The sequence below is a fragment of the Planococcus maitriensis genome, from assembly GCF_003289925.1.
GTDB classification, from domain to species: Bacteria; Bacillota; Bacilli; order Bacillales_A; family Planococcaceae; genus Planococcus; species Planococcus maitriensis.
This window is the reverse complement of the sequence record NZ_QLZQ01000001.1, coordinates 1-23,882: the sequence shown is the minus strand read 5'-3', so window position 1 is coordinate 23,882 and position 23,882 is coordinate 1. Positions and strand designations below refer to the sequence as shown.

Genomic DNA, 23,882 nt, shown 5'->3' with positions numbered 1-23,882 from the left:
CAGCTCTTCGCTGATTTTATATAGTAAAAAAAATTTCAAAATTTAACCTTCATTGTAAAATTTCTTCTCTTGTCATAGTATACGATTTTTCGTACTTATAGAATCTTTTTTTCTTGCTGTTCAGCTGATAGCGGGCAGCCAAACCACCAAAAAAAGCTTGAGTCCAAAAATGGCTCAAGCTTTGATGTTCTATCTGTAGAAATGATCACCGGCTTTATAGGATCGGCGACACCAGTTTTGCAATATCCTGTTTGGCTTTTTCAATCCAATGCTGTTGCTTGAAGTCCGCATCGGTTAATTCGACAGCGAGTTTGCGGTCCTGCAGGAACAGATCCGCCATTTCCTGTGCCGACCCAGCATCGTAGACGAAGGCATTCAGTTCGAAATTCAAGGCGAAACTGCGGACATCCATATTCGCTGAGCCCACCGAATAAGCTTGCCGGTCAACAACGAGCGTTTTGGCGTGCAGGAAGCCGTTCTTATAGCTATGGACCTTGACGCCATCTTCGAGCAAATCACGGGCAAATGACAGCGTCGCCGAATGGACGAATAGATGGTCTGCCTGGTGGGGGATCATCAGCTGCACGTCCACCCCGCCAAGCGCCGCGGTCCGCAGGGCATCCATGATGGATTTATCCGGAATGAAATACGGCGTCTGCAAGTAAATCGAGTCGCGCGCATGATGGATCAGTTTTAGATAACCGTTTTTGATGTCTTCATGGGTATCCAGTGGCCCGCTCGACACGATCTGCATGGGAGCGCCTTCCCGATGGTCCATCTTCGGAAAATAAGTTTCCGCATACTTCATCGGATATTTTTCAGCGGCCTGGTTCCAATCGATGAAAAAGCGGTTCTGCAAGGAATGCACCGCTTCCCCTTCAATGCGCAGATGCGTGTCGCGCCAGTAGCCGAACTCTTTCTTTTTCCCGATGTATTCATCGCCGACATTGAATCCCCCGATATAGCCCGTGTGGCCATCGATAACGGCCAGTTTCCGGTGATTCCGGTGATTGAGCCGCGGGTTGATGCTCGTCAGCATGGCCGGCAAAAAAGCGGCCGTCTTTCCTCCCGCTTCACGGAATGCATCAAAAAAATGCTTCGGCAGGCTGCTCGACCCCAGGTCATCATACAAAAACAGCACTTTTACGCCTTGATCCGCTTTTTCAGTCAGTAGCGACATGAGTTCCCGCCCCAAATCGTCGTCATTGAGGATGAAATACTGCAAGTGGATATGCTTCGACGCCGAACGGATATCCTGGAACAAGGCGTCGAATTTCCGTTTGCCGTCGTTGAAGATCTGGATATCGGTAGCGGCCGACAAAGGCGCGTCGGTCCGCGCAGCATTCATTTGGACAATGTCCAGCCATTTCCCTTCAAGTGCCGCGGGCGGTTGGAAGCTTCTTGATTTCATCTCCGCCAGCTGGCGGTCTTTTTCATCCATGAAATCCCGGTTCTCATAGGCAACCGGCCGATTCAGCCGGCTGCGCCTCAAAGGTTTCCCGAACAGCAAGTACAGCACAAAGCCGAGGATCGGGATAAAGAACAGGATCAAAATCCATGCCCATGCCGATGAAGCCGTTTTCCGTTCGAAAAATAAAATGAAAAACGCCAACACTAAATTGATGAAAATGAAAACATTGCTTATGGTGCTAAGCCATTCAAATGAAATGGCAATCCCTCCTCACGCTTCGGCATGCCCTGATTGATCGTTCAACCAAGCTTGTCTTTGTGTATTACCCTCTGGACAGTGCCTTTAACGCCCTGAAGACAGAAAAAAATGAACCCCGGTGAATCCGCCAGAAGCGGTTTCGCCGGGGTATAGGCCTGTCCATTTATCCATTTTCCTTTATTTCACGGAAGCGGACCCAAACGCATTTTTCCGGATTAAGGCAAACCCGAGCTGGTCGATGGCGATTTTCAGTGTCGCTTCCATCCGTTCGCCTTTCAGGGAATGGGCGAAATGCGGGACTTTCATCGCCATCGTCGGCAAAATGCCGGTGATGATCGGGGTGATGCCCATGATCTTCAAGGCTTTGATCAAATCCAGCAAAGGCTGTTCGATGCGCGGGTCGATTTGCGTAATGCCGGAGAAATCCAGGATGAGAAAATCAACGCCTTCGCTCGCTTTCATCACGACATCATCGATCAGCTGATAAGCGCGTTCCAGCGTGATGTGGCCGATGATCGGCAGGATCGAAATCTCATCCGTCAAAGGCACGAGTGGCGACGACAAGGTCTGGATTTCCTTTTGGGCTTTGTCGAGCTCCAAAATATAGCTCAATAAAGAAGACATCATCTCGAACATCTCCTGCTGCTCTTCCGTAAAACGGACCGGATGCTTGTCCAATCCGCAGATAGTGCCATACACTTCCCCGCTCTCGAAATAGATCGGGATGCCGATGAATGCGCCGTTTCCGAATTGCGCTGAAATCTCGAGTTTGCCTGCATTTTCATCTTGCGAGATGTCTTCGATCAGCAGTGGCTCCTGCCCGTAATTGATCGACAAACTGCAGAAGGTCTGGTCAAGCGGTGACTGGCTGTTTTCCGCCACCAACTCCTCTTCTCTATTGAACGCCTTCTTGATCGTATTGGTTTTTCCATCATTTTCAGCAATGAAAAGCGTATTGATGTCCATTTGCTTGCTCAGCATACTCAAAATCTGATTGGCTGCATCATTGAAGTTCTGAAATTTTCTGGAAGGGCTGACTGTCTGGTGGTGCATTTGATCCCTCCTCTTCCGAAAATGCAAAAGAATATATTTTTACACTTTTTCTAAAGATACTACAAGCGCTTTGACTATTGCAATCGGCAGCAGGGGGCATGGCTTTATCCACGGTTTGAATCGCTTGTTTTCGGGATGGGCATTTTTTGTGCCGAGCTAGCCGGCCGCCGCGTAAACCCGCCTAATTTCCAACACGAAAAAGGAGAGCCAGGCAATTGGCTCTCCCCCCTATTCCACAAAAAGTTTTCATCCACGCAGTGCTTACGCATACTTGGACAACAAAGATTTCGGTACGTGGCAATAATCATCCGGGCATTTGCCCAACCGGTCCTGATGCTCCTCTGCGCTCTTCACATAATTTTCAAGCGGCAGGACTTCGACCGCGATGCGCGATGCGTCGCTTCGTTCATCGATAAAAGCTTGCGCCGCCCTCAAGTGCTCCGGCTTTTCGCTGTAGACGCCGGTCCTGTATTTCTCGCCGGCGTCCTCGCCTTGTTTGTTGACGCTATAGGGATCGATGATTTCAAACAGGTACACCATCAATTCCTCCACCGACACGCGCGAAGGGTCGAAGCCGGTTTTCACGCATTCCGCGTAGCCGTCGTACTTGCCTTCGAGTGTGCCGGTGCTGCCATTCGCCCGTCCCGCTTCGGTGAACTCGACGCCGGGCAAGGTTTTGATGAAGGCTTGCACTCCCCATAAGCAGCCGCCCGCTAAGTACACAGTTTCCATATCTCCACACCTCTTCATCCAGGAATTGGCCTTGCTGTATAAGCCAGGTTGTTCCATCCAGTATAGCATTGCAGGAAATCCAGCATGAACTATCGATCATTACCTGTTTCTTTCTTACAGAAAAACCCATGTGCCTTTTTTTCAATAAACCGCTTTTTAAGAATCCTTGGCCGTTCAGAGCGCAGGCGCTTTCTCCATGTAGCAATAATGCGCTACCAGGGAATCCAATCGGCCTATAAAATAGGCAAACCGCTTTTTCTGCCGTTTCGCCAGAGAGGCAATCATCACTTTTGGGTCTCGCCAAAATGCTTACTCCAACCTATATATTCAGAATAATTAAATAGTTATGATGTTTTTACCGAGTTGCAATACCGGTAAGACGAGAAGGAGTGACTTTTGATGAGCAAAAAGAAATTACTGACCTTAAGTTTGGCAGCATCATTGGCATTTTCCGCCACAGCGGTTTCCGCCGATACCTTATCCAATCAGGCAACGGAGAACGTCCACGTCAATAAAGACACAAAGACGCCTGATTTCATTTCCGGGAAGTTGACCGATCCGTCCGATAAAGCAGCAAAAGATATCGTTTTTACATATTTGGAGGAAAACCAGGACACGTTTAAACTTGGCAAAAAAGAACTTGCCGGCTTCAAGGTCATCAGCCAGGAACAAGACGATCTCGGCTTCACCAAAGTGAAGCTCCAGCAGAAATTCAAAGGCGTGCCTGTTTTCGGTTCCGTAATTAACGCACATGTAGGCCAAAATGGCGTCCTCATGTCCATCTCCGGCAATTTGGCGCCGGAATTATACGATAAGCAATCCTTGAAAAAAGGCGCGACATTGAAAGCCGATGCAGCTGTTGAAAAAGCAGCGGCAGACCTGGAAGAAAAAATCGGCAGTTCCTCGGAACTTGAGGCTGAAGTGGCACCGGAATTGGTCATCTACTCCAAAGACGGCCAAGCGCATTATGCATACAGCGCTGAATTCGAGTTCCTTTACCCGGAACCCGGGAATTATCAATACTTCGTGGACGCCAAGACGGGCGACATCCTCGATTCCTATAACCAGATCCATGAAGCGAAGCCATCTGATAGGGCGAACTTGACGGGAGAAGATTCGACAGCGACCGGCAAAGGCGTGCTGGGCGATACGAAATCATTCAATACCCTGGTCATTAGCAAAGGTTCTTACCTGGTCGACCGGACGCGCGGCAACGGCATTTTCACTTACGATGCCAAAAACCGCACACGGATTCCTGGCACCCTATGGCTCGACAGCGATAATGTCTATAATGCCGCTTATGACGGGGCTGCGGTCGATGCCCATGCCTACGCTGGCCAGACTTATGACTATTTCCAGGATGTCCATAACCGCAACAGCTATGACGGCAACGGGGCTGAGCTGATCTCGACTGTCCATTACGGCCGCAGTTACAATAACGCATTCTGGAGCGGTTCCCAAATGGTTTACGGCGATGGTGACGGCAATACCTTCGTTCCGCTGTCCGGTGCGCTGGACGTCATCGCACACGAATTGACGCATGCTGTAACCGACACGACCGCGGACTTGATCTACCAGAACGAATCCGGCGCGATCAACGAATCGATGTCCGATATTTTCGGAACGCTTGTCGAACACCATTTCAATAATAACCCGGACTGGCAGGTCGGCGAAGACATCTATACGCCGAACGTGGCAGGCGATGCATTGCGTTCCATGGAAGATCCGACCTTGAGCGGAGATCCGGATCATTATTCGAAGCGCTATACCGGCACAGGGGATAATGGCGGCGTCCATATCAACTCCGGCATCAGCAATAAAGCGGCGTATCTGCTCGCGAATGGCGGCACGCACTACGGTGTCAGCGTGAACGGCATCGGCAACGACAAGGCGGGCGAAATCTACTACCGGACTTTGACGCAATACTTGACGCCGAACTCCAACTACAGCCATTTCCGCGTTTCTACTATTCAAGCGGCAACGGATCTGTACGGCGCATCGAGCGCTGAAGTCGCAAGCGTCAAAGCAGCATTCTCGGCTGTCGGGGTTAACTGATCGATCGGCCAAAGCAACATAACGCAGCTATAAGTGCAGCTTTCATTTGCGCATCACTGCCTTCTCAATAAATAAAGCACAGCTGATCCCATTCAGCTGTGCTTTATTGCGTTCATATTTATTTTCGGATTATGGAATAATCACCAACGAAACAGCGCGTTCGGTTCCTTGTTCCGGCTCCTGCGCATTATAATATTTCTCCATTAATGAGCCAAGCTCCGATTGAAAATCATTGAATCTATCGTCTGTTAAATTCAGCTTCACTAAAGAAAATGTCGATTGATCCTGGGACTGCTCTTCCACGCTGCGCTCATGGTAATTTTTATAGTTTTGCAGAATGTACATGAAATAGTACGTGATGAACCGGATTCTCTCGCTATAAGTAGCTGACTGCCAGTCTTCCTGACTCACTTTATAAGCTTGCGTGTTCAGTGCATAGAGTTTTTCTTCCACTTTCCCGCTGCGGTTTATGCCCACCACTTTCAGCAAGTCATCCTCCACCATGGAATTCACGTGTCTGTACAAAGTCGCTTGCGACACTTCTTTCAATAGTTTATTCAGCTGCAGGATCGATAAGCCCTCATCAACATCGATCAATTCCAAAGCTATTTTAAACCTAACTTGGTTTTTAAATAAATCAAATTCCATGTGCAATGTCCCCTTTTTGAGTGCGCTTAATTAGCTATTATATATTCTTTCCGTTGATTTACCAACTCCACCTAAATGGCCGGCTGGCAACTCGAAACCTGATTAAAATACGGAGCATGCATAAAGTAGTTGACGTTTCTATTATCATTATTGATAATGATAATAGAAAGGGTGATAAATATGAATACTGATATTACTGCTTTACTGGAAATCGATTGGGCAAAAATCCTGCCGTTCGCCTTGCCCATTATCTTTTTCAACTTATTGCTCATTGGCGTCGCACTGTACGACTGGTTTAAGCGGAAAGATCGGATTGCGGCACCGTATGCTTGGCTCGCCGCCATCTTATTATTCCAATCATTAGGGCCGATCTTGTATTTGGTCATCGGAAGGAAGGTCATTCGCCATGATTACAGTCGAGAAACTTCATAAGAGGATCAAAAAACGAAAAATCTTGAGCGATGTCTCTTTTACGGTTGCACAAGGGGAATGCATTGGTTTATTGGGGCCAAACGGTGCCGGCAAAACAACGCTTATTAAATGCATGACTGGCGTTTTGCACTATGAACAAGGGAACATCACCTTCCATTCCAAGCCCATTGCCCAGCACAAGCAAGATATCGGCTATTTGTCCCAGCATACAGACTTCAAGCCGTGGATGAGCTGCGGGGAATCGCTTCGTTTCTTCGGAAAACTATCAGGCCTGGATGCGGTATTTTTACAGGAGGCTATCCCCGCGGTGTTGGAGGAAGTTGGCCTGAAGGATAAAGAGGGCTATAAAGTGGAGCAATTATCCGGTGGCATGAAGCAGCGGCTCGGAATCGCACAAGCCATTTTGCACGAGCCGCAATTATTGATTTTGGATGAACCGGTCTCAGCTCTCGATCCGATCGGCCGGAACGAAGTGAAAAAATTGATCGCCCGCTTGAAGAAACGGACGACCATCATTATTTCCACACATATCCTGGATGATGCCAGTGCGTTTTGCGACCGCTACATTGTGATCAAAGATGGCGCGATTTCTGGAACCATCGACAGCCAACTTCAGCATGCAGACCGTACACAAGTTTTGGTGAAGACAGCGAAGACTCCACCAGCAAGCGGCATTTGGCCCGGTGATGGCGTGGCGTATATTGAACGCCTGTCCCCTACCGCTTTCCTTTTGACAGGGACTGAACAACTTGATTTGAAAAAAGTCGTCCATGACTTGGATGCACAAGAGCTGGATGTCACGTCCATCGAGTTTTATGAAAAAGGAATCGAGGAAATTTTCCTGGAGATGGTGTCGGACACATGACCAACTTTTATACGCTAACCCAAACCGAGCTGGCGGAAGCCGCAAAAGAATACAAATTTATTTGGCTGACATTGTTTTTCGTCATTTTGGGTGTCACCCAGCCTTTGATTAATAACTATATGGACGTGATCCTCGAAAACGTAGGCGGCGCAGATGGCATCACCATTGAACCGAACCGGCCGGTACCGAGTTCCGGAGAAGTTCTTCTGTCGACCATTTCCGGGCAGTTCAATCAAATCGGACTCATCATTTTAATCATCAGCTTCATGGGGCTCATTGCGTCCGACCGCAATAGCGGCATGCAGGACTTTATCTTGACCCGCCCGGTTGCCATTCCGTCTTATTTATTGTCAAAGCTTGCAGGCCACTGGCTCATCAGCATGTTCGCCATTGCCATTGGAGCCGCCGTTTCCTACGGCTACACGATTTTTTTATTCGGTTCGTTCTCTTTTTCCGATTTCTTGTTATTTCTTTTGATGTACAGTTTGTGGATTCTCTACGTCATCAGCCTAGCGATTCTAATCAGCACATTCATCAAGGGGCCCATTCTCATCGCGGTCACGACGATTGCCGTCTCCATTTTCTTGATCCTGATCAAAAGCTTTAACCATCTTGTGTTTCAGCTGTCCCCAGGCGGCGTCTTGAACGTCGCAGAAAACCAATTGCTGCCGGGTGGTGAGGTCAATCATTTCAGCATCCTGTCGTGTGGAGTGTTCATTGTGTTTAACATTTGGCTGGCCAAAATCAATCTGAACAAACAGTAAGCGGGTTCCCTTTGCGCACTACAGAAGCTCAGTCCATCCATAACGGGCTGGGCTTCTTTTTCGATCACCTAAAATCACCATCCTCCGGGATACTCGTCAAAAAAATCACTTTCAAAATAGTGCAAAAATTTTTTGCGCAAAAATTTTAGATTTTTAAATTATTGAAAAAATCATTTGCACCTCTTCAAAGCTCATGGCAAAATAGTTGAAAAGGCTTTCATTATCTTGCATTGAGGAGATGAACCATGAAGAATCAACAGAAAATAGAAATTCCATTTATTATGGCGTTAATTCCATTCGTTGTGATGATCAGCATCATGGCCATCACCATCATTAAATTCGGAGGCAGCCCGCACATCCCATTATTGATCGGGGCAGCTATTGCCGCTTTGATCGGCTGGCGCTACGGGCACAAATGGGAAATCATCGAAGAAGGCGCCTACAAAGGCATTCGCATGGCGCTTCCGGCGATTGTCATCATCCTTCTCGTCGGCTTGATCATCGGGGCTTGGATCGGCGGCGGCATCGTGGCCACCATGATCTATTACGGATTGAAAATCATCGCCCCTTCCCTCTTCCTCGTGACCATCTGCATCATTTGCGCAATCGTCACTTTGGCCATCGGCAGTTCGTGGTCGACCATGGGAACGATCGGCGTTGCGGGAATGGGCATCGGCGTGAGCATGGGGATCCCTGCCGCCATGGTAGCCGGCGCAGTCATTTCCGGCGCTTATTTCGGCGACAAGATGTCCCCGCTGTCTGACACGACCAATTTGGCAGCCGGCATTACCGAAACGCCTTTGTTTACGCATATCAAGCATATGGTGTATACAACGATTCCAGGCCTCATTATTGCGTTAGTCGTTTACTTTATCCTCGGCAGGCAGTTTGCCGGCACGGCCGTGGATATCGGCAACATCAACAGCATCCTATCCGCGTTGGAAAGCAATTTCGTGATCTCTCCGTGGCTCCTGCTCGTGCCGCTTGCGGTCATCGTCTTGGTAGCGAAAAAAGTTCCTGCACTCCCCGCTTTGACGATCGGCGTTTTGCTCGGCTGGCTATGTTATGTCTTTATCCAAGGCGGCAGTGTGGCGGACGCCGTCAATACACTCCACGACGGGTTCGTGATCTCGAGCGGCAATGAAATGGTCGACAATTTGTTCAACCGCGGCGGCATCGAGTCGATGATGTACACGGTGTCCTTGACGATTGTCGCGATGATCTTCGGTGGCATCATGGAACAAGTCGGGATGCTCCAGGCCATCGTCAACCAAATCCTGAAAGTGGCAAAATCTGCGGGCAGCCTGATTGCCGCAACGATCGTTTCGGCTTTTTTCACGAATGCGACTGCTTCTGAACAATACATATCGATCCTTCTCCCGGGAAGAATGTACGCCAAAGCGTACCGGGACAAAAAATTGCATTCGAAGAACTTATCGCGGGCATTGGAAGACGGCGGCACCGTCACTTCGCCTTTGATCCCTTGGAATACATGCGGCGTGTTTATCGTGGCGACTCTCGGCGTCAGCACTTTCGCATACGCCCCGTATGCTGTACTAAACTACACCGTCCCGATCATTTCCATCTTCATGGCATTCGTCGGGCTGAAAGTCGAATTCCTGACCGAGGAAGAATTAAAAGCATTGGAAGAAAAAGAGGCGCGGCAGTCCGCGAAAACAGGCACCACTTCAGATTCTGTATTGACGTGAATACCAAAAACCCATCAAGCTGCTTAAAGCTTGATGGGTTTTCTTTGCGAAAAGCGAACCGAAGCGGCATCGAACAGAAACTCGTATTCACGCACTGAACTTTCCACTTCCACTACATAATAGAACCCTTCTTGAACCGTCCCGTCCACTTTACACTGTTCATCTCTAAATATTGTCAATTTACGCAGATTTTTCTGTCAATAAAAAATTCATAGGCTTGGTTTAGTGTAAAATTAATGGATCGCCTGCTAAAAATGGATCGATTCAAATAATCACGATAGGAGAAGTGACAGGAATGTTGGAGAAAGTAACTGAGCGAATTTACTACATGATGCCTAGCAATGAAACAGGCAGGCCATTGATTGGACTTGTAATTGGAGATGATCATTGTTTAATTGTCGATTCAGGAAATTCGCCTAAACATGCACGTGAATTTCAGCTTGAGCTAGAAAAAATGGAATTGCCGCCAATTAAGTACTTGGTTCTCACCCATCATCACTGCGATCATTCATTTGGCATGAGTCAATGGAATTTAGTGTCGATTGCGAATTACAAAACAAAAGAGTACTTAAAAACGTATCAAGAAATTACATGAGACCGTCAATAATTATGTGTAAATAAGTAAATCCTTTTCTTGTATGTATATCGATTAGGCTTGCTTGAACATCTCAGCCAGCTCTGCACGAGCTTGATCGAATCCGATATGGCAATGGGTGGAGAAGTTCTGGTTATAGATTTCGAACTGGGAAACCAGGAAGCGATCCAAGGAATCTTCGTTCGGAAATTGCTCCTTGCGCTTGCTGTATTTCTTTACGTTCTTGTTGAACGATTCGATCAGGTTCGTTGAATAGATGCTTCGCCAAATGGATTTTGGGAAGCTGTAGAAAGTGAAAATATAGGGATTCGCTTCCAACGATTTCGCCACTTTGGGATAGGCCGTTTTCCATTTATCGACAAAGACTTTCAACGCTTTTTCACCCAGTTCTCGGTTCTCTGCCCGGTAGACCGATTTGAAATCATCCAGAATCTCCTTGCGATCGGTAACGCGAACTTTGTGGCGGATCCCGCGCGACAAGTGGACGCAGCACGCCTGGTATTGAGCATCGGGAAAGACCGAGAAGATGCGATCAGTGATGCCTTTTAAGCCGTCGGAGATAAACAAAAGCACCTCTTCGACACCGCGCTCTTTCAAGTCCAACAGGACTTCTTCCCAAACAAATGCGGATTCCGTAGGTGCCACGGTATAGGCCAACACTTCTTTTGAGCCGTCCTCTCGGATGCCAATCGTAATATAGACGGCTTCCTTCGAGACCGTGTCGCGCTTGAGGGCAATGTAAGTTGCATCCAGATAGACACACGCGTAACGCTGTTCTAACGGACGAGATTTAAACGCCTCGACCTGTTCGCTCATGACTTTCGTCATATTGGAAATGGTTTGTGGCGTGTAATGATGGCCGTGCATTTTCTCGATCAGGTCCGAAATCTCGGACATGGTCACGCCTTTTTGGAACATATGAATAACGAAGGCTTCCAGCGTATCGTTTGAGCGCTTGTACGGAGCGACCGTCTGTTGGTTGAATTCGCCGTTCCGGTCCCGTGGCATCGAAAGCTCTAAATCCCCATACTCCGTATGGAGTGTCCGCGCGTAGGCACCGTTCCGTGAATTGCCCGAATTGAACCCAATGCGGTCGTATTTCTCGTAATCCAGGAACGCCGTTAGTTCCGTTTGAAGGAGCGTATTCACCGCCGTCTCCAAATGTTTGCGAAAAACTTCGGAGATGTCTTCTTTTTTTACTAGAGCTTGCATAATATCTGTTGTAAACTGAGTCATAGGGAAGGCCTCTTTTCTGTGAATTGGTTGTGGTGATTTAATTCTACAAGAAAAGGTCTTCCTTTTTCTATTTATTCATTTACACAAGATATTTTACGCTCTCTAAGTACGACTTAGTTCTATGCTTTTTTAAATTATATTTTTCTACTGTTATAGTTTTTTATTAAAGTTGCTACAATCGCAATTATAAAAACGATGAAACTATTTATTAAGAGACAGTAACCTACTTGCATGCCATAAAATATTGCAAAAGCATCACGAATAAGAAATAGTGCCAGTGCACCGCCGATTGTCCCAAATAATATCGCTAATAATAGTATTGTAAACGCTACAGAATATAGATTTTTCTTTTTCTTATAGCCTTTAAACCCAATAATATTTGCGACAATTATAAAGAAAACCAGAAGTATTAAGAAAAAGTAAGTCATTTAACCCTTCCTTACATAATTTTGGTTTCTTGAATTTCAAAGTCATTGCCATAAAGACTTTCTTTTAATCTTTGGTAGTTGAATGTAACTTAAGTGCGGTGAGTTACATTCGACTTTTTCAAACATCAACTACATTTAGACTAACACCAACTCCCATAATATGTATATGAAATAATTACCTTTACTTTATTGAATAAAATCGTTCGTAAGAGTACAGATTCACAAAAAGGAGAGAAGATGTGCTTAGCACACCTTCTCTCCTTTGAAATACACATGACTTCCGATAATCCGGCATTATGTAAACGTATGGATAGTAAAAAAAATTTGACTTCCTATTTTTGTGAAACGTATCTTTTGAATCATTTTGTTTTATTATGGTTATTAACTATATTAAAGAAGACTATTCATTAAAACCTAAGGAGGTTACTTGATGTTCGTATGGGTTAACGAAGTAGAAGATGATTATAAGTTACCAAAAACTTCAGAAGTAGAGATTAACAAAATAGAAAAACAACTAAATACGGAATTGCCAGCTTCTTATAAAGAGATTCTTTTAGAACAAAATGGCGGTACCATAAAGTTTAACTCGGTAAAAAAAGAAAACCATCTTGAAACCAATGCGTATTTTGAGATTAATCACATTTATGGTTGTGGTCAAGGTGGTATTTTAGATTCAGATTATCTCATTGATGAATGGGGTCTTCCGAAAAATATTCTTATTTTCAGCGGAGATGGGAATAGCTTTTTTGCTCTTGATTACAGAAAGGATTCAGTAAACCCTCCGGTGATTTATTTGGAACCAGAAACTGAAGAAATAATTGAAGTAGCCCATACATTTGATGATTTCTTAAATAACCTTTCAAAAGAAGAAGTGTTCTTCGAAAATGACGAAGACAACGAAGATTGGGGTACTTCTGAAGAAGCAGCTGAAACGATCTTTTCGGGGAATGATATTCTATTAATCGAAGTGACCTTATTAAATCTTCAATATCCAGAAAACCACAAATGGTATTTCGAACAGCTCTTGAAATGCGCTATTCATTCAGAGGTACTAATTAGGGAAACTGTTACTAATATCTTAAATAACAATCTTGAAATCTACATTATTGAGTCGGATAAAAACTTGCATTTTTTACTTAAAGAAATAATCGAGAAATTAATCGCAGACAAGAACGAAAGCATAAGCTCAGAAGCTAGAGAAATAAGAAAAAGAATCAAGTATAAACACTTTTAAGAAAAAGGTACCTATTTCCAATGTATACTTCTTCTCTCAAGGATTCTCAGTGCTTGTAGGAGAATGTCCGGTAAATTTGCTAAGTAGCAGGAGATTAAATGAATACTACACTAGAAAAAGACTTCTTCTAAACAGAGGAAGTCTTTTTTAAGTATTCTTCAATACCGAAAAAGGACAATCTCTAGTTTAGCTTCTTCACTTCCGATAAATTGATGATATGTAAACTCTAAGGGAGTTCAAATTTTGATAGTGCTAAGTTATTGATATGAGTGACGTAAACTAGTATCAATTTAATGACTCTGGATACTAACCTAGGCCCTATCAAGCTGTAAATCAAACTTTAAAATTGAATGAGACTGTAAAAACAGAAGTTTATAAGAGTCGGCAATGTTAACTCTATAACTGAAGCGACTTTGCTTTCTCTATTCTTTGTTGGATTGCTTGAGCCAAATTGATGACCCGGTTGGCATAAGCCCATTCGTTGTCATACCAGGCAAGTACTTTAATTTGATTTCCTGCAACCATGATTGAAAGCCCATCAACAATTGCTGATTTATCACAGCCAATGAAATCGGCCGATACTAAAGGTTCTTCTGTATAACCGACATAACGGTTTTCGTGCGCAGCTGTTTTAAAAACCGACCTCACTTCATCTATCGATACCTGACATGGCACCTCAACAGTAAAATCAGCCAAAGAAACATCCTGGGTGGGAACACGCAGTGAGAGTCCTTCAACGTAAGGCGCGAGATGAGGAAGCACATCCCGAAGTGCTTTGCCTACTCCTGTTGTGGTTGGAATAATGGATTGCATACAAGCTCTTGCCCTTCTCAAATCCTTATGGGGATTATCCATGTGTCTTTGGTCAGAAGTAAAGGAATGAACGGTCGTCATCCAACTTCTTTTTACTCTAAAAGCCTGATCCAATATACTTAACACAGGGGCAACACAGTTTGTCGTGCAAGAAGCAGCTGATAAAAGTGTATGCTTCGAAAGATCCAATAGGTGATCATTTACACCCATTACGACGGTTAAGTCCATCCCTTTTCCAGGTGCGGTTATGATTACATAAGATGCCCCTGCTGCCAGATGTTTTTGTGCGCCCTGACGGTGATTGAATTTACCGGTGGCATCTATCACAATCTCTACGTTTAAAGATTCCCATGGGATGTTCTCAGGTTCGCGTTCAGACACCACTTGAATGAGCTGGCCATCAATTAATAGATTCCCGTGTTCCACGGAGATCTCTGTATTCCATGTTCCATGGACAGTATCGTATTTTAATAAATGAGCCACAGTTTCTGCAGGGGCAGTAGAGTTGATAGCTTCTAACTCCAATTGGCTGTTTGCATCAGATAAAATTTGCCTGATCACTAAGCGTCCGATTCTTCCCGTGCCGCTAACGCCCACTTTTCTTTTCATCGCATTGCCCCCTTTCGTTTCTAAACTTGTCTTTTAGCTAACCAAGAAAAAGGAATAACCACTTATATCTTCACAGTAGTGCGAACTGCTTGAATCAACCGGAATAATTGATTTGTTGTTGCGCGTAAGTTGTTGTAGGCCACCTTCGAATCCATAGCTTCTTCCAGCGTCATCGGCTGATTCAAGATGGAAAAATAAGAAGTGATCCCCAGCTTGTTTAGAACTGCCGTTTCTTCCGTAATCCCCCCCGCAAGGGCAATGACCGGAATGTTATGCTTCTGAGCTAGCTCTGCTACGCCAAGCGGCGCCTTTCCCATAGAGGTTTGTCCATCTAACTTCCCTTCGCCCGTAATGACGAAGTCTGCCCCTTGCATGCTCTTTTCCATTTCAATAATTTCCATCACCAATTCGATTCCAGATTGGAGATCGGCATGCAAGAAGCTTGAAAAAGCAGCACCCAACCCTCCAGCAGCCCCGGCTCCCTCAATCTGATTGAGATCGGTCTTAAGGGTATCAAGGACAATCTCTGCGATATGTTTAAGTCCCTTATCCAATTGTTCCACCATTTCAGGCGTCGCTCCTTTTTGCGGCCCAAAAATATGAGCTGCGCCTTCCGGCCCGTAAAGAGGATTTTTTACATCACAAGCGACTCTGAATCTACACTCTTTCAACATAGGATTTACCTGCTTCAAGTCTATGCTCCAGATATCGGTTAGCGATTGGCCATCTATTCCTACTTTTTCACCGTTCATGTCGTAAAAGCAAAATCCTAATGCTTGGAGCATCCCAATGCCCGCATCGTTTGTCGCACTGCCTCCAAGTCCAATGACAAACTCGCGAGACCCTTTCTCGATGGCATCAGAAATGATTTCCCCGACCCCATAAGAGGTTGCTTTTAATGGATTGCGCTCACCGTAAGGAACAAGTGGCAATCCACAAGCTTCAGCCACTTCAATTACCGCTGTCTTCCCATCTCCAAGAATCCCATAGGTTGCTTTTACTGTTTCATTAAGTGGTCCTGTTACTGGAATCGTAACAAGAGTTCCATCCGTTGCGTTTACAAGCGCTTCCACAGTCCCTTCGCCCCCGTCAGCCAATGGAAGCACTTCGATATCGGCATGTGGATAAACTTCTTTAATTCCCGCCGCAATTGCTGTACTGCTCTCTATAGAAGATAAACTTCCTTTAAATGAATCCATTGCAATTAATACCTTCATAGTTCACACCTGCCTTTTCCGACTTAGAAAAAAGTCGCAATCGAACTGAATCGATTACGACATTCTTTAAATTAAGCTTCTGTCTTCACTTTTGCTAAATTTTTAATGATGGCATCTGTCACATCTACTGTATCAAATGAACCGCCTAAATCACGGGGCAGGATGCCTTGTCTCGTAGTTTCTTCAATTGCTTTATTCAACTGGACTGCTTCGTCTTTCAATCCTAAGTGATCAAGCATCAATGCCGCGCTTCCAATAGTGCCAATTGGATTGGCTACGCCTTTCCCCGCAATATCCGGGGCAGATCCATGGACAGATTCGAACATGCTTGGCGTTCTTCTTTCCGGGTTCAAGTTCGCGCTTGCAGCGATTCCCAAGCTTCCAGCGAGAGCACTTCCCAGATCCGACAAAATATCGGCAAATAAATTGGATGCCACTACTACTTCCAGTTCTTCGGGATGCAATACGAACTGAGCGGCCATAGCATCAACGAGCCACTGATCTGTTTCAACATCCGGGTAGTCTTTGCTGACCCGAGCAAAGACTTCGTCCCATAATACCATGCCGTATTGCTGTGCATTACTCTTCGTCACACTTGTCACTTTTTTTCTATCCCGTGTGCGGGCCAAATCAAATGCAAAGCGGATAATTCGTTCGCAGCCTTTTTCCGTGAATAAAGACGATTGAACAGCAACTTCATTTCCAGTGCCGCGACCAGCAAAATTGCGACCACCAATTCCTGAATATTCTCCTTCGGAGTTTTCACGTACCAATATCCAATTTAAATCATCAACATTCGGATGATTTAATCTTCTGGGTACTCCCGGTAAAAATTCAACCGGCCGAATATTTGCCCATTGATCGAAACCTTGGCAGATTGCCAAGCGCAATCCCCATAAACTAACATGATCTGGCACGCCCGGGAACCCAACTGCTCCAAAGTAAATCGCATCATGATCTTTGATTTTCTCCACGCCGTCTTCGTCCATCATTTTGCCATGTTCTAAATAATATTCACAACCCCACGGAAAGTAATCGCTTTCAAAAGAAAAATTACCATCAGACTCTTCCGCCATATGCTGCAGTACACGCATTCCTTCTCTAACTACCTCTTTCCCTATTCCATCACCTGGGATAACCGCCAATCGAAATTTTTTAGTTTCACTCATCTGCAATTCCTCCTATAGTTGCCATCACTGGCATATTTATTAGTGTTAAGCTGTATATTATATTAACGTATGCATTAATGTCAATTAAATATTTTAATTTTCAAAAATAATTTAATAGTAATTGATTCAACCCTTAAATATGAGATTTTAATTAAGTTTTTTGAATATTTTTATTTTTGCATTGACATTAACGTATACATAAAGTTAGAATTCTACTTAAGTAAGACGTCAACAGCATTTTTAAAAGCTCTTCCCCAATTGTGTAAGCGGTATCATTTTTCGATAATATTTAAGAAGAAAGAAGGGAAGTATTTATGACAGTTGCAAAAAAATGGTGGGTTCAAATGTGGGCTTGGAATGACCAGGCCAAAGCAATGATGAAAGCAATTCTAACACTCAATGTCCTAGCTATGAGTACGGCCGCTCGCTCAACTGCCGATCTTTCTAAAGAAGAAAAGACGAAATACGCGAATTCAAAAGAACCCCATGATCGATCGACCAGTTATACTAAGCCTCAGTTAATCGGTTTGTTACTTGGCCCGATTCTTTTTCTCCTGATAAAGTTACTGGTTTCTCCCGCTGATATGTCAGCAACAGCAGTAACCGTTTTGGCAATCGTTGCCTGGGTAGCTACGTGGTGGGTTACGGAAGCCATGCCGATTCCAATCACTTCCTTGCTTCCATTATTACTATTCCCGCTTCTCGGAGTGATGGAGACGGGTGTTGTTTCCGCAAATTATGGAGATCCGTTAATTTTCTTGTTTGCTGGAAGTTTTATGATAGCGTTATCAATGGAGAAATGGAATTTACACAAGCGTATTGCTTTATCCATCATTTCATTTGTCGGTACCAATCCAAATATGCTTATTCTCGGTTTTATGGTAGCTACAGCATTTTTATCTATGTTCATTTCAAATACCGCTACAACCATGATGATGGTTCCTATAAGTCTGGCTGTTGCAAAGCACGTTGCCGATTCACTTAAAGGTAAAACTGAAGTCGATACTACTCCCGGAAAATTCCCATTCGGAACTGCATTAATGCTTGGGACCGCTTACGCCGCAACTATTGGTGGGTTTGGCTCTTTGGTAGGAGCTCCAGCTAATATCATCCTAGCCGCCACAGTCAAAAGCTTATATGACGTTGAAATCACTTTTGCCCGCTGGTTCCTTTTCGGACTTCCGATGGTGGCTATTCTAATTCCACTTATTTGGCTTTACCTGACAAAAATTGCTTTTCCAATGAAATTGCAAAGTATGCCAGGTGGCAGGGAAATCGTTAAGAAAGAATTGGTTGGTCTAGGAAAAATGAGTTATGAAGAAAAAGTCATTTTAACAGTTTTCACTCTAACAGGTGTGGCTTGGATTACTCGTAGCTTTATCCTTAACAAGTTTATTCCTGGATTGGACGATACCTTAATTGCTTTAATCGCAGGGATTCTCTTATTTGCCATTCCAGCCAAGAATAAAGATGGAAATATTTTAGACTGGGATACGATTTTAAAGCTTCCATGGGGAATATTATGGCTCTTTGGCGGTGGTCTTGCACTAGCGGCCGGCATTATGGAATCGGGGCTTGATCAATGGATTGGCGGACAGTTGACCGGATTCGGAAACATCCCGCTTTTTGTTACTATCGCTTTAATTGTCGGGACCATCACTATCATGACCGAGTTTACTTCAAATACAGCTACTGCGACGATGGTTTATCCGATTGTTGCTGTTGCTGCTACAACGCTTGGGACTGATTCAATCATCCTTATGGTTGCAGCCAATATGGGCGCTACATTTGCCTATATGTTCCCTGTTGCCGCTCCGCCAAATGCGATTGTGTTTGGAACCGGTTATGTAAAAATGAGCACTATGGCCTTAACCGGTGTTTGGCTTAATTTATTCTCCATAGTTTTCTCTGTTATCATCGCCTACTTCTACGTGCCAATCATTTTTGGGCATTTGATGTAAACTGATGATGCAATAAAAAAGCGGTCTCCTCTTTGATAGAGAAGGCCGCTTTTTAGTTGCTTGCGATTCTAATTTGATTGATGTTATCCAGCACTTCCAGTATTTCTTTCTGAGCACGCCTCCGGTGGGATTGAATCAGCATACTAGCCGCCTTGCCATCTTTTGCACGCATACAGAAAACAATGGCTTTATGTTCGATGATCGACCGCTGTGGAATGGGCCGTTCTTTGATTGTGAACAATCTCGCCCGGTACGATTGATCAGCATAGCTGTCAATCGCCGCTTTCAAGCGCTTATTTTGTGCATACTCAGTGATTGTCGTATGGAACAAATCATCCAGTACCGACCACTGCTTCAAATCCTCTTTTATCAGTGCGGCTTGCTGTTCCTCGATAATGGTTTCCAGATAATCCAGTTCTCCAATAGTGGCATTAGCAGTGGCTGTTTCGATGGCAAGGCTGTCCAATGTGGTGATAATTTCATAAACTTCTTTTAGATCATGCTGCTCGATCGGCTCTACGATAAATCCCCGTCTGGGAACCAGTCGAACAACACCTTCTATCTCCAATCGAACCAGTGCCTCTCTGACAGGCGTACGACTCATTTGAAGCGTTTCACTGATTTCACGTTCAAGGAGGGTTGTTCCAGGTGGTAGAATTAAGTCACGGATGGCCAGTCGAATCGTATGATATGCTCTTTGTGGCAATCGGTATTTATCCATTCCTTCTAAATTATGGATGAATAATTGGAGTTCTTCTTCTAAGTTCATACTTAAATCACCCCCCAATTTTCCTGATTCTATTTCTTTACTATTATATTATGATACATGATTCTTATACAAATAAAGTAATAATGTCTGCAAAAAGCTTCATAAAATTAATTATAAAAATATCTATGCGTGCTGTAATGCAAAACTATTTCAGTTTTGAAATCATAGACGAAGTGATTGTGGAAGGCCATGTCCAAGGTTCCGAAAACGTAGCAACGATCATTTCCACAGGGTTAAAACTAGTGAAAGAAACAGCGTCACATCTATAAGTTAATCATTTCTAATTAAAACAGAGGTGCAACTTCAATATTTTCACCACTGCTTTTTCATATTTACTTGTTAATGATTAAAAGCGTTCGTAAAAGTACACTTAAAAGAACAAAAGGCAGGAACGAAGCTTTTCCATCACTTCTTCCCTGCCGATAATTGGTCATATGTAAACTTATATTCTTTTGGAATTCAACCTTAAAAACTTTATGGAGCGATCTTTTGAATGTATGATTTTTTCTAGCTAATCTACTTTCTTTTCTTGAGCTTCGAAGCTTCTTGAATTAAGTTTTGGTATATAACTTACTTGATATTAAGTTAAATTCCAAATGAGACCGTCAAGAATTACATGTAAATAAGTAAATCCTTTTATTGCATATAGTTTCATTCATCCTGTTCGAACATCTCGATAGTTAGTGGAGAATCATTAAAAACCATGAGTCCGGACGAATACCGAACCTATGGCTTAATTCTTTCTCTAACTTTTTGGGTTTGTTCCAAGGGGGAGCACTTTTTAGGTTTCACCTAATTTGAGTGCAGCTTTATTGTTGTTATGACAAGCCCTTTAATTTTTTTGGTATTCTTCAACTAAACGTTCAATGTTAACAAGGATAACGTAATAGATTGACGGTAAATGAGACACTTTCTCTTCGATGTTGGATCGTGAGCTTAATTCAGGGTATATAATTCTTTGTAGTTCATCCTCCGCTTTCTTAAATCCATCTGTTAATGCGTTTAAGTATTGCAAAGATTTCGCGTCAATATTTTCATACCCTCTCGATAATCCTAAATTTCCTTGGTATTGATCTTGAGCTTCCAATTCCATTTTTTGCAATTGATTTAGATTCACTTTTTGCATTTCATTTGACCGTAGCCAGTTTAAATCTACTGTCTCTAGAGTAACCTCTATTTGATCCAGAAAAATATCATTCGAATTTGTATTATTGAGCATACTTTCTATTTCTTCAAATTTGCTATCGTATTTATCCGTAAAACCATGCTGAACGGTGACGGATTTTGTGTAGCCGATGGGTGAAAAAGGATACACATAACCGCTAACACCTATAAATAATGTTAGGAATACTACGACAGTAATAAGAAATAAAATATTTTTCTTTTTCAATTTTACTCACTCCCTAAATCAGCATAATATTTGTATAGTATGTGTTATCTTGAATGCTAAATGAAGTTAAAGATACACCACTAAAACTAATTGACGGACCGCCAAAATCTATATTTCAATACCTCATCACCTAAAACCAATTTTCTTTATTACTATTTTCAGTAATTTCACTTCCATATAAATACCATATCACAATCAGGTCTCAATTCTTTATAAATATTTAATTCTCCATAAGTATTCATAAATCGTATTCTTTGTTAAATTGACCGTTCATAAAAGTTCATTTTTGCAAACAAAAGGGAGAGTATATGCGAACAAAAATGTATCTACTCCCCCTTTCTATTTGTACAGCTTCCGATAAGTTTTGATATGTAAACCTACATTTTTTGAGATTCATGTTTTAAAACCTTATAGAAAAGCATTCTGAATGTATCATTTTTTCTAATAAAATTAGTTCTGAATGATTTTCTGGTGAATCCAGTAGAATCAAGTTTTTGAATGTAACTTAATTTAGATTAAGTTACATTCAGAATTTTAAAAAACTCAATCGTCAGCTCTATAAATTACTTTTGATGATAATTGAAACTCTTCATTTTTCAAAGAAGGTCTTAAGAGGATTTTCCTGGAGCATGGCGAATTGAGTATTGAGTCAAATATCTGCAAAGAACTGCTCACTGCATACATTTGGAGGGACGATTGTGAAGCTGAAAATGAACAGAAAAGAATTGATGACCAATGATGATATATGGAATGCTGTTATTCGTGTGATTAGCGAAAAGGATTTCCCGTTTGAAAGCAAGAGAGTCAATGAAGCATGGGTTGTCTATCATTATTATTCAGAGCTCGAAAGTGGCGGACATGAGATGCTCCTCCATTGGCTGGGAGATTATATCAAGGAAGTTGGGATCCAACAGTATCGGGAAGAACTTGTAAACATCCTGGAAAAAATCGGCGCTGCTGATTATGCCGTCGTTGAAAAGACTTACCTTGAGCACTTGTGGCAACTGTACCAGGCTCTGGAAGAGAATGAAATTGAGGAAGAGAATTTTTACAGTAAGGTAGAGTCCGCGGACAATGCGTATTACGCAGAAAATGGGAAAATAGAAACTTTATTGGAAAATTACTTTATAGAAATACATAATGACTTGATCGATGTTGTGGAAGATTAATGGGTTTATATAAAGAGGATGCTCTCTTCTAGAGCATCCTCTTTATATTTTAAGATTGATTTTCTTCGGAAGTGAATGTAACTTAATTCACATTAAGTTACATTCAAAACTGATTTCATAAGCTTATCAAAAAAAATTAAACTTGTTTATATTGCTTCTTTTTCAGTGAGATCCAACCAATTCCAATGCCTATTGCTACGAATATGAGCGCAGTAAATAAACGAATTATAAAGCTGTCTGTTAAAAATAAATGATGGACAACTCTTTCTAAAATTGCGGCGAAAATTACTATCCAAACTACAGTCCATTTTTTCATTAATTACACCTCTATTCGCTTTAATCTCTTAAAATTGAATTTCGAATGTAACTTAACTGCACTTAAGTTACATTCATTTCCCCATTTCTGCTTGCTATCTTGTTCTATATCGATACCTTGTCTAATCCAAAATGTTCCCTTAGAGAGACCACACGTCCCTCTATATCCCACTTATGATATTCTTCAAAAACTGCCTTAATGTTATTTTCATAACATTCTTCCACAAGATATCTTATGGAAAGAAAACTTCGCCAGTAATCAAACATGATGCTGGACAAACTCGCTGTATATGAGTTGCTTCCAAATTCATCAAGGGACCGATCCCCATATGCTTCAGTAAATACATTTACTAATTCTTTTTCGATTGCTGATATCGTCTCGAACTCACCTTCCGTTAAAAGGTTTTTCCTCGGTAAGTACTCACACATGCCTTCCTCAAACCATATGCCGTCTTCTCGATCATCTCCAAATTCATCTAAAAATAAATCTGAGTGATGGGTCAATTCGTGACCTAATATTGTAAGGATGTGATTCTCAGAAAGCCGTTCGTAAAACCGTTGAATATGAGGAAGATCCTTCCCGTCCAATTGCTGGATAAATAGCTTTCTCCAAGCTTTTACATCCGGTGTTATGTATATCGTGTCTTTATTCGTAAATGCAGGAATCGGTAGATCAGAAAAAATAGTAGTTGCTGCTTCTGCTGAAGTCCAAACCACGCCTTTTGGTTTGTCTACTAAGGCATACTCTTCTTCTAAGAGGAATTGATAATCATTTAGTCGCTTACTGAAACGCTGAATAATATTTTGAAATTTTTCATACTCTCTTATTTCCTCAAAGGCATAAATATGCTTCATTTACTAAGCTCCTTCTTCTTAAATTATCTCTTTGACTATTCAAGAATTATTCTTAAGTAGTTCAAATACTCTCATATTAATTTTAACATAATTTGGATGAAGTTTTTCAGGAAGAAACCGTTCGTAAAAGTACACTTACACGAACGAAAGGAAAGAAGCTTATTCCATCACTTCTTTCCTTCAGATAAGCAATTA

General features: G+C 42.9%; 22 protein-coding genes. 9 read left to right on the top strand and 13 right to left on the bottom strand.

The features are described 5' to 3' along the window. Positions 1-214: 214 nt before the first annotated feature. The 3 genes from cls to DP119_RS00100 form a co-directional block, all read right to left on the bottom strand. Positions 215-1,645: a cardiolipin synthase gene (gene cls, locus DP119_RS00110; RefSeq protein ID WP_112229753.1), complete on the bottom strand. Its 1,431-nt coding sequence runs from the start codon at positions 1,643-1,645 to the stop codon at positions 215-217. A 201-nt stretch (positions 1,646-1,846) separates the two neighbouring features. Next, complete coding sequence (locus DP119_RS00105) at positions 1,847-2,722, bottom strand: GAF domain-containing protein (protein ID WP_112229751.1); 876 nt, start codon at positions 2,720-2,722, stop codon at positions 1,847-1,849. A gap of 261 nt (positions 2,723-2,983) precedes the next feature. Beyond that, the gene (locus DP119_RS00100; protein ID WP_112229749.1) at positions 2,984-3,454 is read right to left on the bottom strand and encodes a peptide-methionine (S)-S-oxide reductase; all 471 of its coding nucleotides are present in this window, start codon (positions 3,452-3,454) and stop codon (positions 2,984-2,986) included. Positions 3,455-3,853: 399 nt separating this feature from the next. Here DP119_RS00100 and DP119_RS00095 point away from each other — a divergent pair, with 399 nt between their 5' ends. Next, positions 3,854-5,509 (top strand): M4 family metallopeptidase, encoded by a 1,656-nt coding sequence (locus tag DP119_RS00095; RefSeq protein WP_112229747.1) that lies wholly within the window; start codon positions 3,854-3,856, stop codon positions 5,507-5,509. Positions 5,510-5,638: 129 nt separating this feature from the next. Here DP119_RS00095 and DP119_RS00090 read toward each other — a convergent pair whose 3' ends face one another. Next, positions 5,639-6,157: a helix-turn-helix domain-containing protein gene (locus DP119_RS00090; protein ID WP_101191919.1), complete on the bottom strand. Its 519-nt coding sequence runs from the start codon at positions 6,155-6,157 to the stop codon at positions 5,639-5,641. Between the two features lie 180 nt (positions 6,158-6,337). Between DP119_RS00090 and DP119_RS00085 the strand changes: the two genes are divergently transcribed. The 5 genes from DP119_RS00085 to DP119_RS00065 all read left to right on the top strand — a co-directional run bounded on the left by DP119_RS00085 (position 6,338) and on the right by DP119_RS00065 (position 10,522). Next, positions 6,338-6,589: a PLD nuclease N-terminal domain-containing protein gene (locus DP119_RS00085; RefSeq protein WP_101191920.1), complete on the top strand. Its 252-nt coding sequence runs from the start codon at positions 6,338-6,340 to the stop codon at positions 6,587-6,589. Beyond that, a complete protein-coding gene (locus tag DP119_RS00080) occupies positions 6,564-7,454 on the top strand; it encodes an ABC transporter ATP-binding protein (RefSeq protein ID WP_112229745.1) in 891 nt (296 codons plus the stop codon). The genes DP119_RS00085 and DP119_RS00080 overlap by 26 nt, the downstream gene beginning before the upstream one ends. Further along, positions 7,451-8,218, top strand: coding sequence for an ABC transporter permease (locus DP119_RS00075; protein ID WP_112229743.1), 768 nt, complete (start codon positions 7,451-7,453; stop codon positions 8,216-8,218). The genes DP119_RS00080 and DP119_RS00075 overlap by 4 nt, the downstream gene beginning before the upstream one ends. Positions 8,219-8,463: 245 nt before the next feature. Continuing rightward, positions 8,464-9,927, top strand: a complete 1,464-nt coding sequence (gene nhaC, locus DP119_RS00070) for a Na+/H+ antiporter NhaC (RefSeq protein WP_112229741.1) — start codon at positions 8,464-8,466, stop codon at positions 9,925-9,927. A gap of 295 nt (positions 9,928-10,222) precedes the next feature. After that, positions 10,223-10,522: an MBL fold metallo-hydrolase gene (locus tag DP119_RS00065; protein WP_112229739.1), complete on the top strand. Its 300-nt coding sequence runs from the start codon at positions 10,223-10,225 to the stop codon at positions 10,520-10,522. Between the two features lie 54 nt (positions 10,523-10,576). Here the strand turns inward: DP119_RS00065 and DP119_RS00060 are convergent, their stop codons facing one another. Further along, on the bottom strand, positions 10,577-11,758 hold the full coding sequence (locus DP119_RS00060; protein ID WP_112229737.1) for an IS256 family transposase: 1,182 nt from the start codon (positions 11,756-11,758) through the stop codon (positions 10,577-10,579). A gap of 134 nt (positions 11,759-11,892) precedes the next feature. Then, positions 11,893-12,186 (bottom strand): 3-isopropylmalate dehydrogenase, encoded by a 294-nt coding sequence (locus DP119_RS00055; RefSeq protein ID WP_112229735.1) that lies wholly within the window; start codon positions 12,184-12,186, stop codon positions 11,893-11,895. 430 nt (positions 12,187-12,616) lie between these two features. Here DP119_RS00055 and DP119_RS00050 point away from each other — a divergent pair, with 430 nt between their 5' ends. Next, complete coding sequence (locus DP119_RS00050) at positions 12,617-13,420, top strand: SMI1/KNR4 family protein (RefSeq protein ID WP_112229733.1); 804 nt, start codon at positions 12,617-12,619, stop codon at positions 13,418-13,420. Positions 13,421-13,816: 396 nt separating this feature from the next. Here the strand turns inward: DP119_RS00050 and gap are convergent, their stop codons facing one another. The 3 genes from gap to DP119_RS00035 all read right to left on the bottom strand — a co-directional run bounded on the left by gap (position 13,817) and on the right by DP119_RS00035 (position 17,228). After that, positions 13,817-14,842, bottom strand: coding sequence for a type I glyceraldehyde-3-phosphate dehydrogenase (gene gap, locus DP119_RS00045; RefSeq protein ID WP_112229731.1), 1,026 nt, complete (start codon positions 14,840-14,842; stop codon positions 13,817-13,819). A 62-nt stretch (positions 14,843-14,904) separates the two neighbouring features. Then, positions 14,905-16,059: a glycerate kinase family protein gene (locus DP119_RS00040; protein ID WP_112229729.1), complete on the bottom strand. Its 1,155-nt coding sequence runs from the start codon at positions 16,057-16,059 to the stop codon at positions 14,905-14,907. A gap of 71 nt (positions 16,060-16,130) precedes the next feature. Continuing rightward, positions 16,131-17,228 carry a tartrate dehydrogenase gene (locus DP119_RS00035; protein WP_112229727.1) on the bottom strand — a complete coding sequence of 366 codons (1,098 nt, stop codon included), beginning with the start codon at positions 17,226-17,228 and terminating at the stop codon, positions 16,131-16,133. Between the two features lie 314 nt (positions 17,229-17,542). On the opposite strand from DP119_RS00035, the gene DP119_RS00030 reads away from it, so the two are divergent. Next, the gene (locus tag DP119_RS00030) at positions 17,543-19,189 is read left to right on the top strand and encodes an SLC13 family permease (RefSeq protein WP_112229725.1); all 1,647 of its coding nucleotides are present in this window, start codon (positions 17,543-17,545) and stop codon (positions 19,187-19,189) included. 52 nt (positions 19,190-19,241) lie between these two features. Here the strand turns inward: DP119_RS00030 and DP119_RS00025 are convergent, their stop codons facing one another. Further along, positions 19,242-19,958 carry a GntR family transcriptional regulator gene (locus DP119_RS00025; protein WP_112229723.1) on the bottom strand — a complete coding sequence of 239 codons (717 nt, stop codon included), beginning with the start codon at positions 19,956-19,958 and terminating at the stop codon, positions 19,242-19,244. A gap of 832 nt (positions 19,959-20,790) precedes the next feature. Further along, positions 20,791-21,348 (bottom strand): hypothetical protein, encoded by a 558-nt coding sequence (locus tag DP119_RS00020; RefSeq protein WP_058380782.1) that lies wholly within the window; start codon positions 21,346-21,348, stop codon positions 20,791-20,793. A 698-nt stretch (positions 21,349-22,046) separates the two neighbouring features. Between DP119_RS00020 and DP119_RS00015 the strand changes: the two genes are divergently transcribed. Beyond that, positions 22,047-22,517, top strand: coding sequence for a hypothetical protein (locus DP119_RS00015; RefSeq protein WP_112229721.1), 471 nt, complete (start codon positions 22,047-22,049; stop codon positions 22,515-22,517). A gap of 136 nt (positions 22,518-22,653) precedes the next feature. Here the strand turns inward: DP119_RS00015 and DP119_RS00010 are convergent, their stop codons facing one another. Beyond that, positions 22,654-22,833: an ABC transporter permease gene (locus DP119_RS00010; protein ID WP_112229719.1), complete on the bottom strand. Its 180-nt coding sequence runs from the start codon at positions 22,831-22,833 to the stop codon at positions 22,654-22,656. Positions 22,834-22,937: 104 nt separating this feature from the next. Next, a complete protein-coding gene (locus DP119_RS00005; protein WP_112229717.1) occupies positions 22,938-23,687 on the bottom strand; it encodes a hypothetical protein in 750 nt (249 codons plus the stop codon). Between the last annotated feature and the right edge of the window lie 195 nt (positions 23,688-23,882).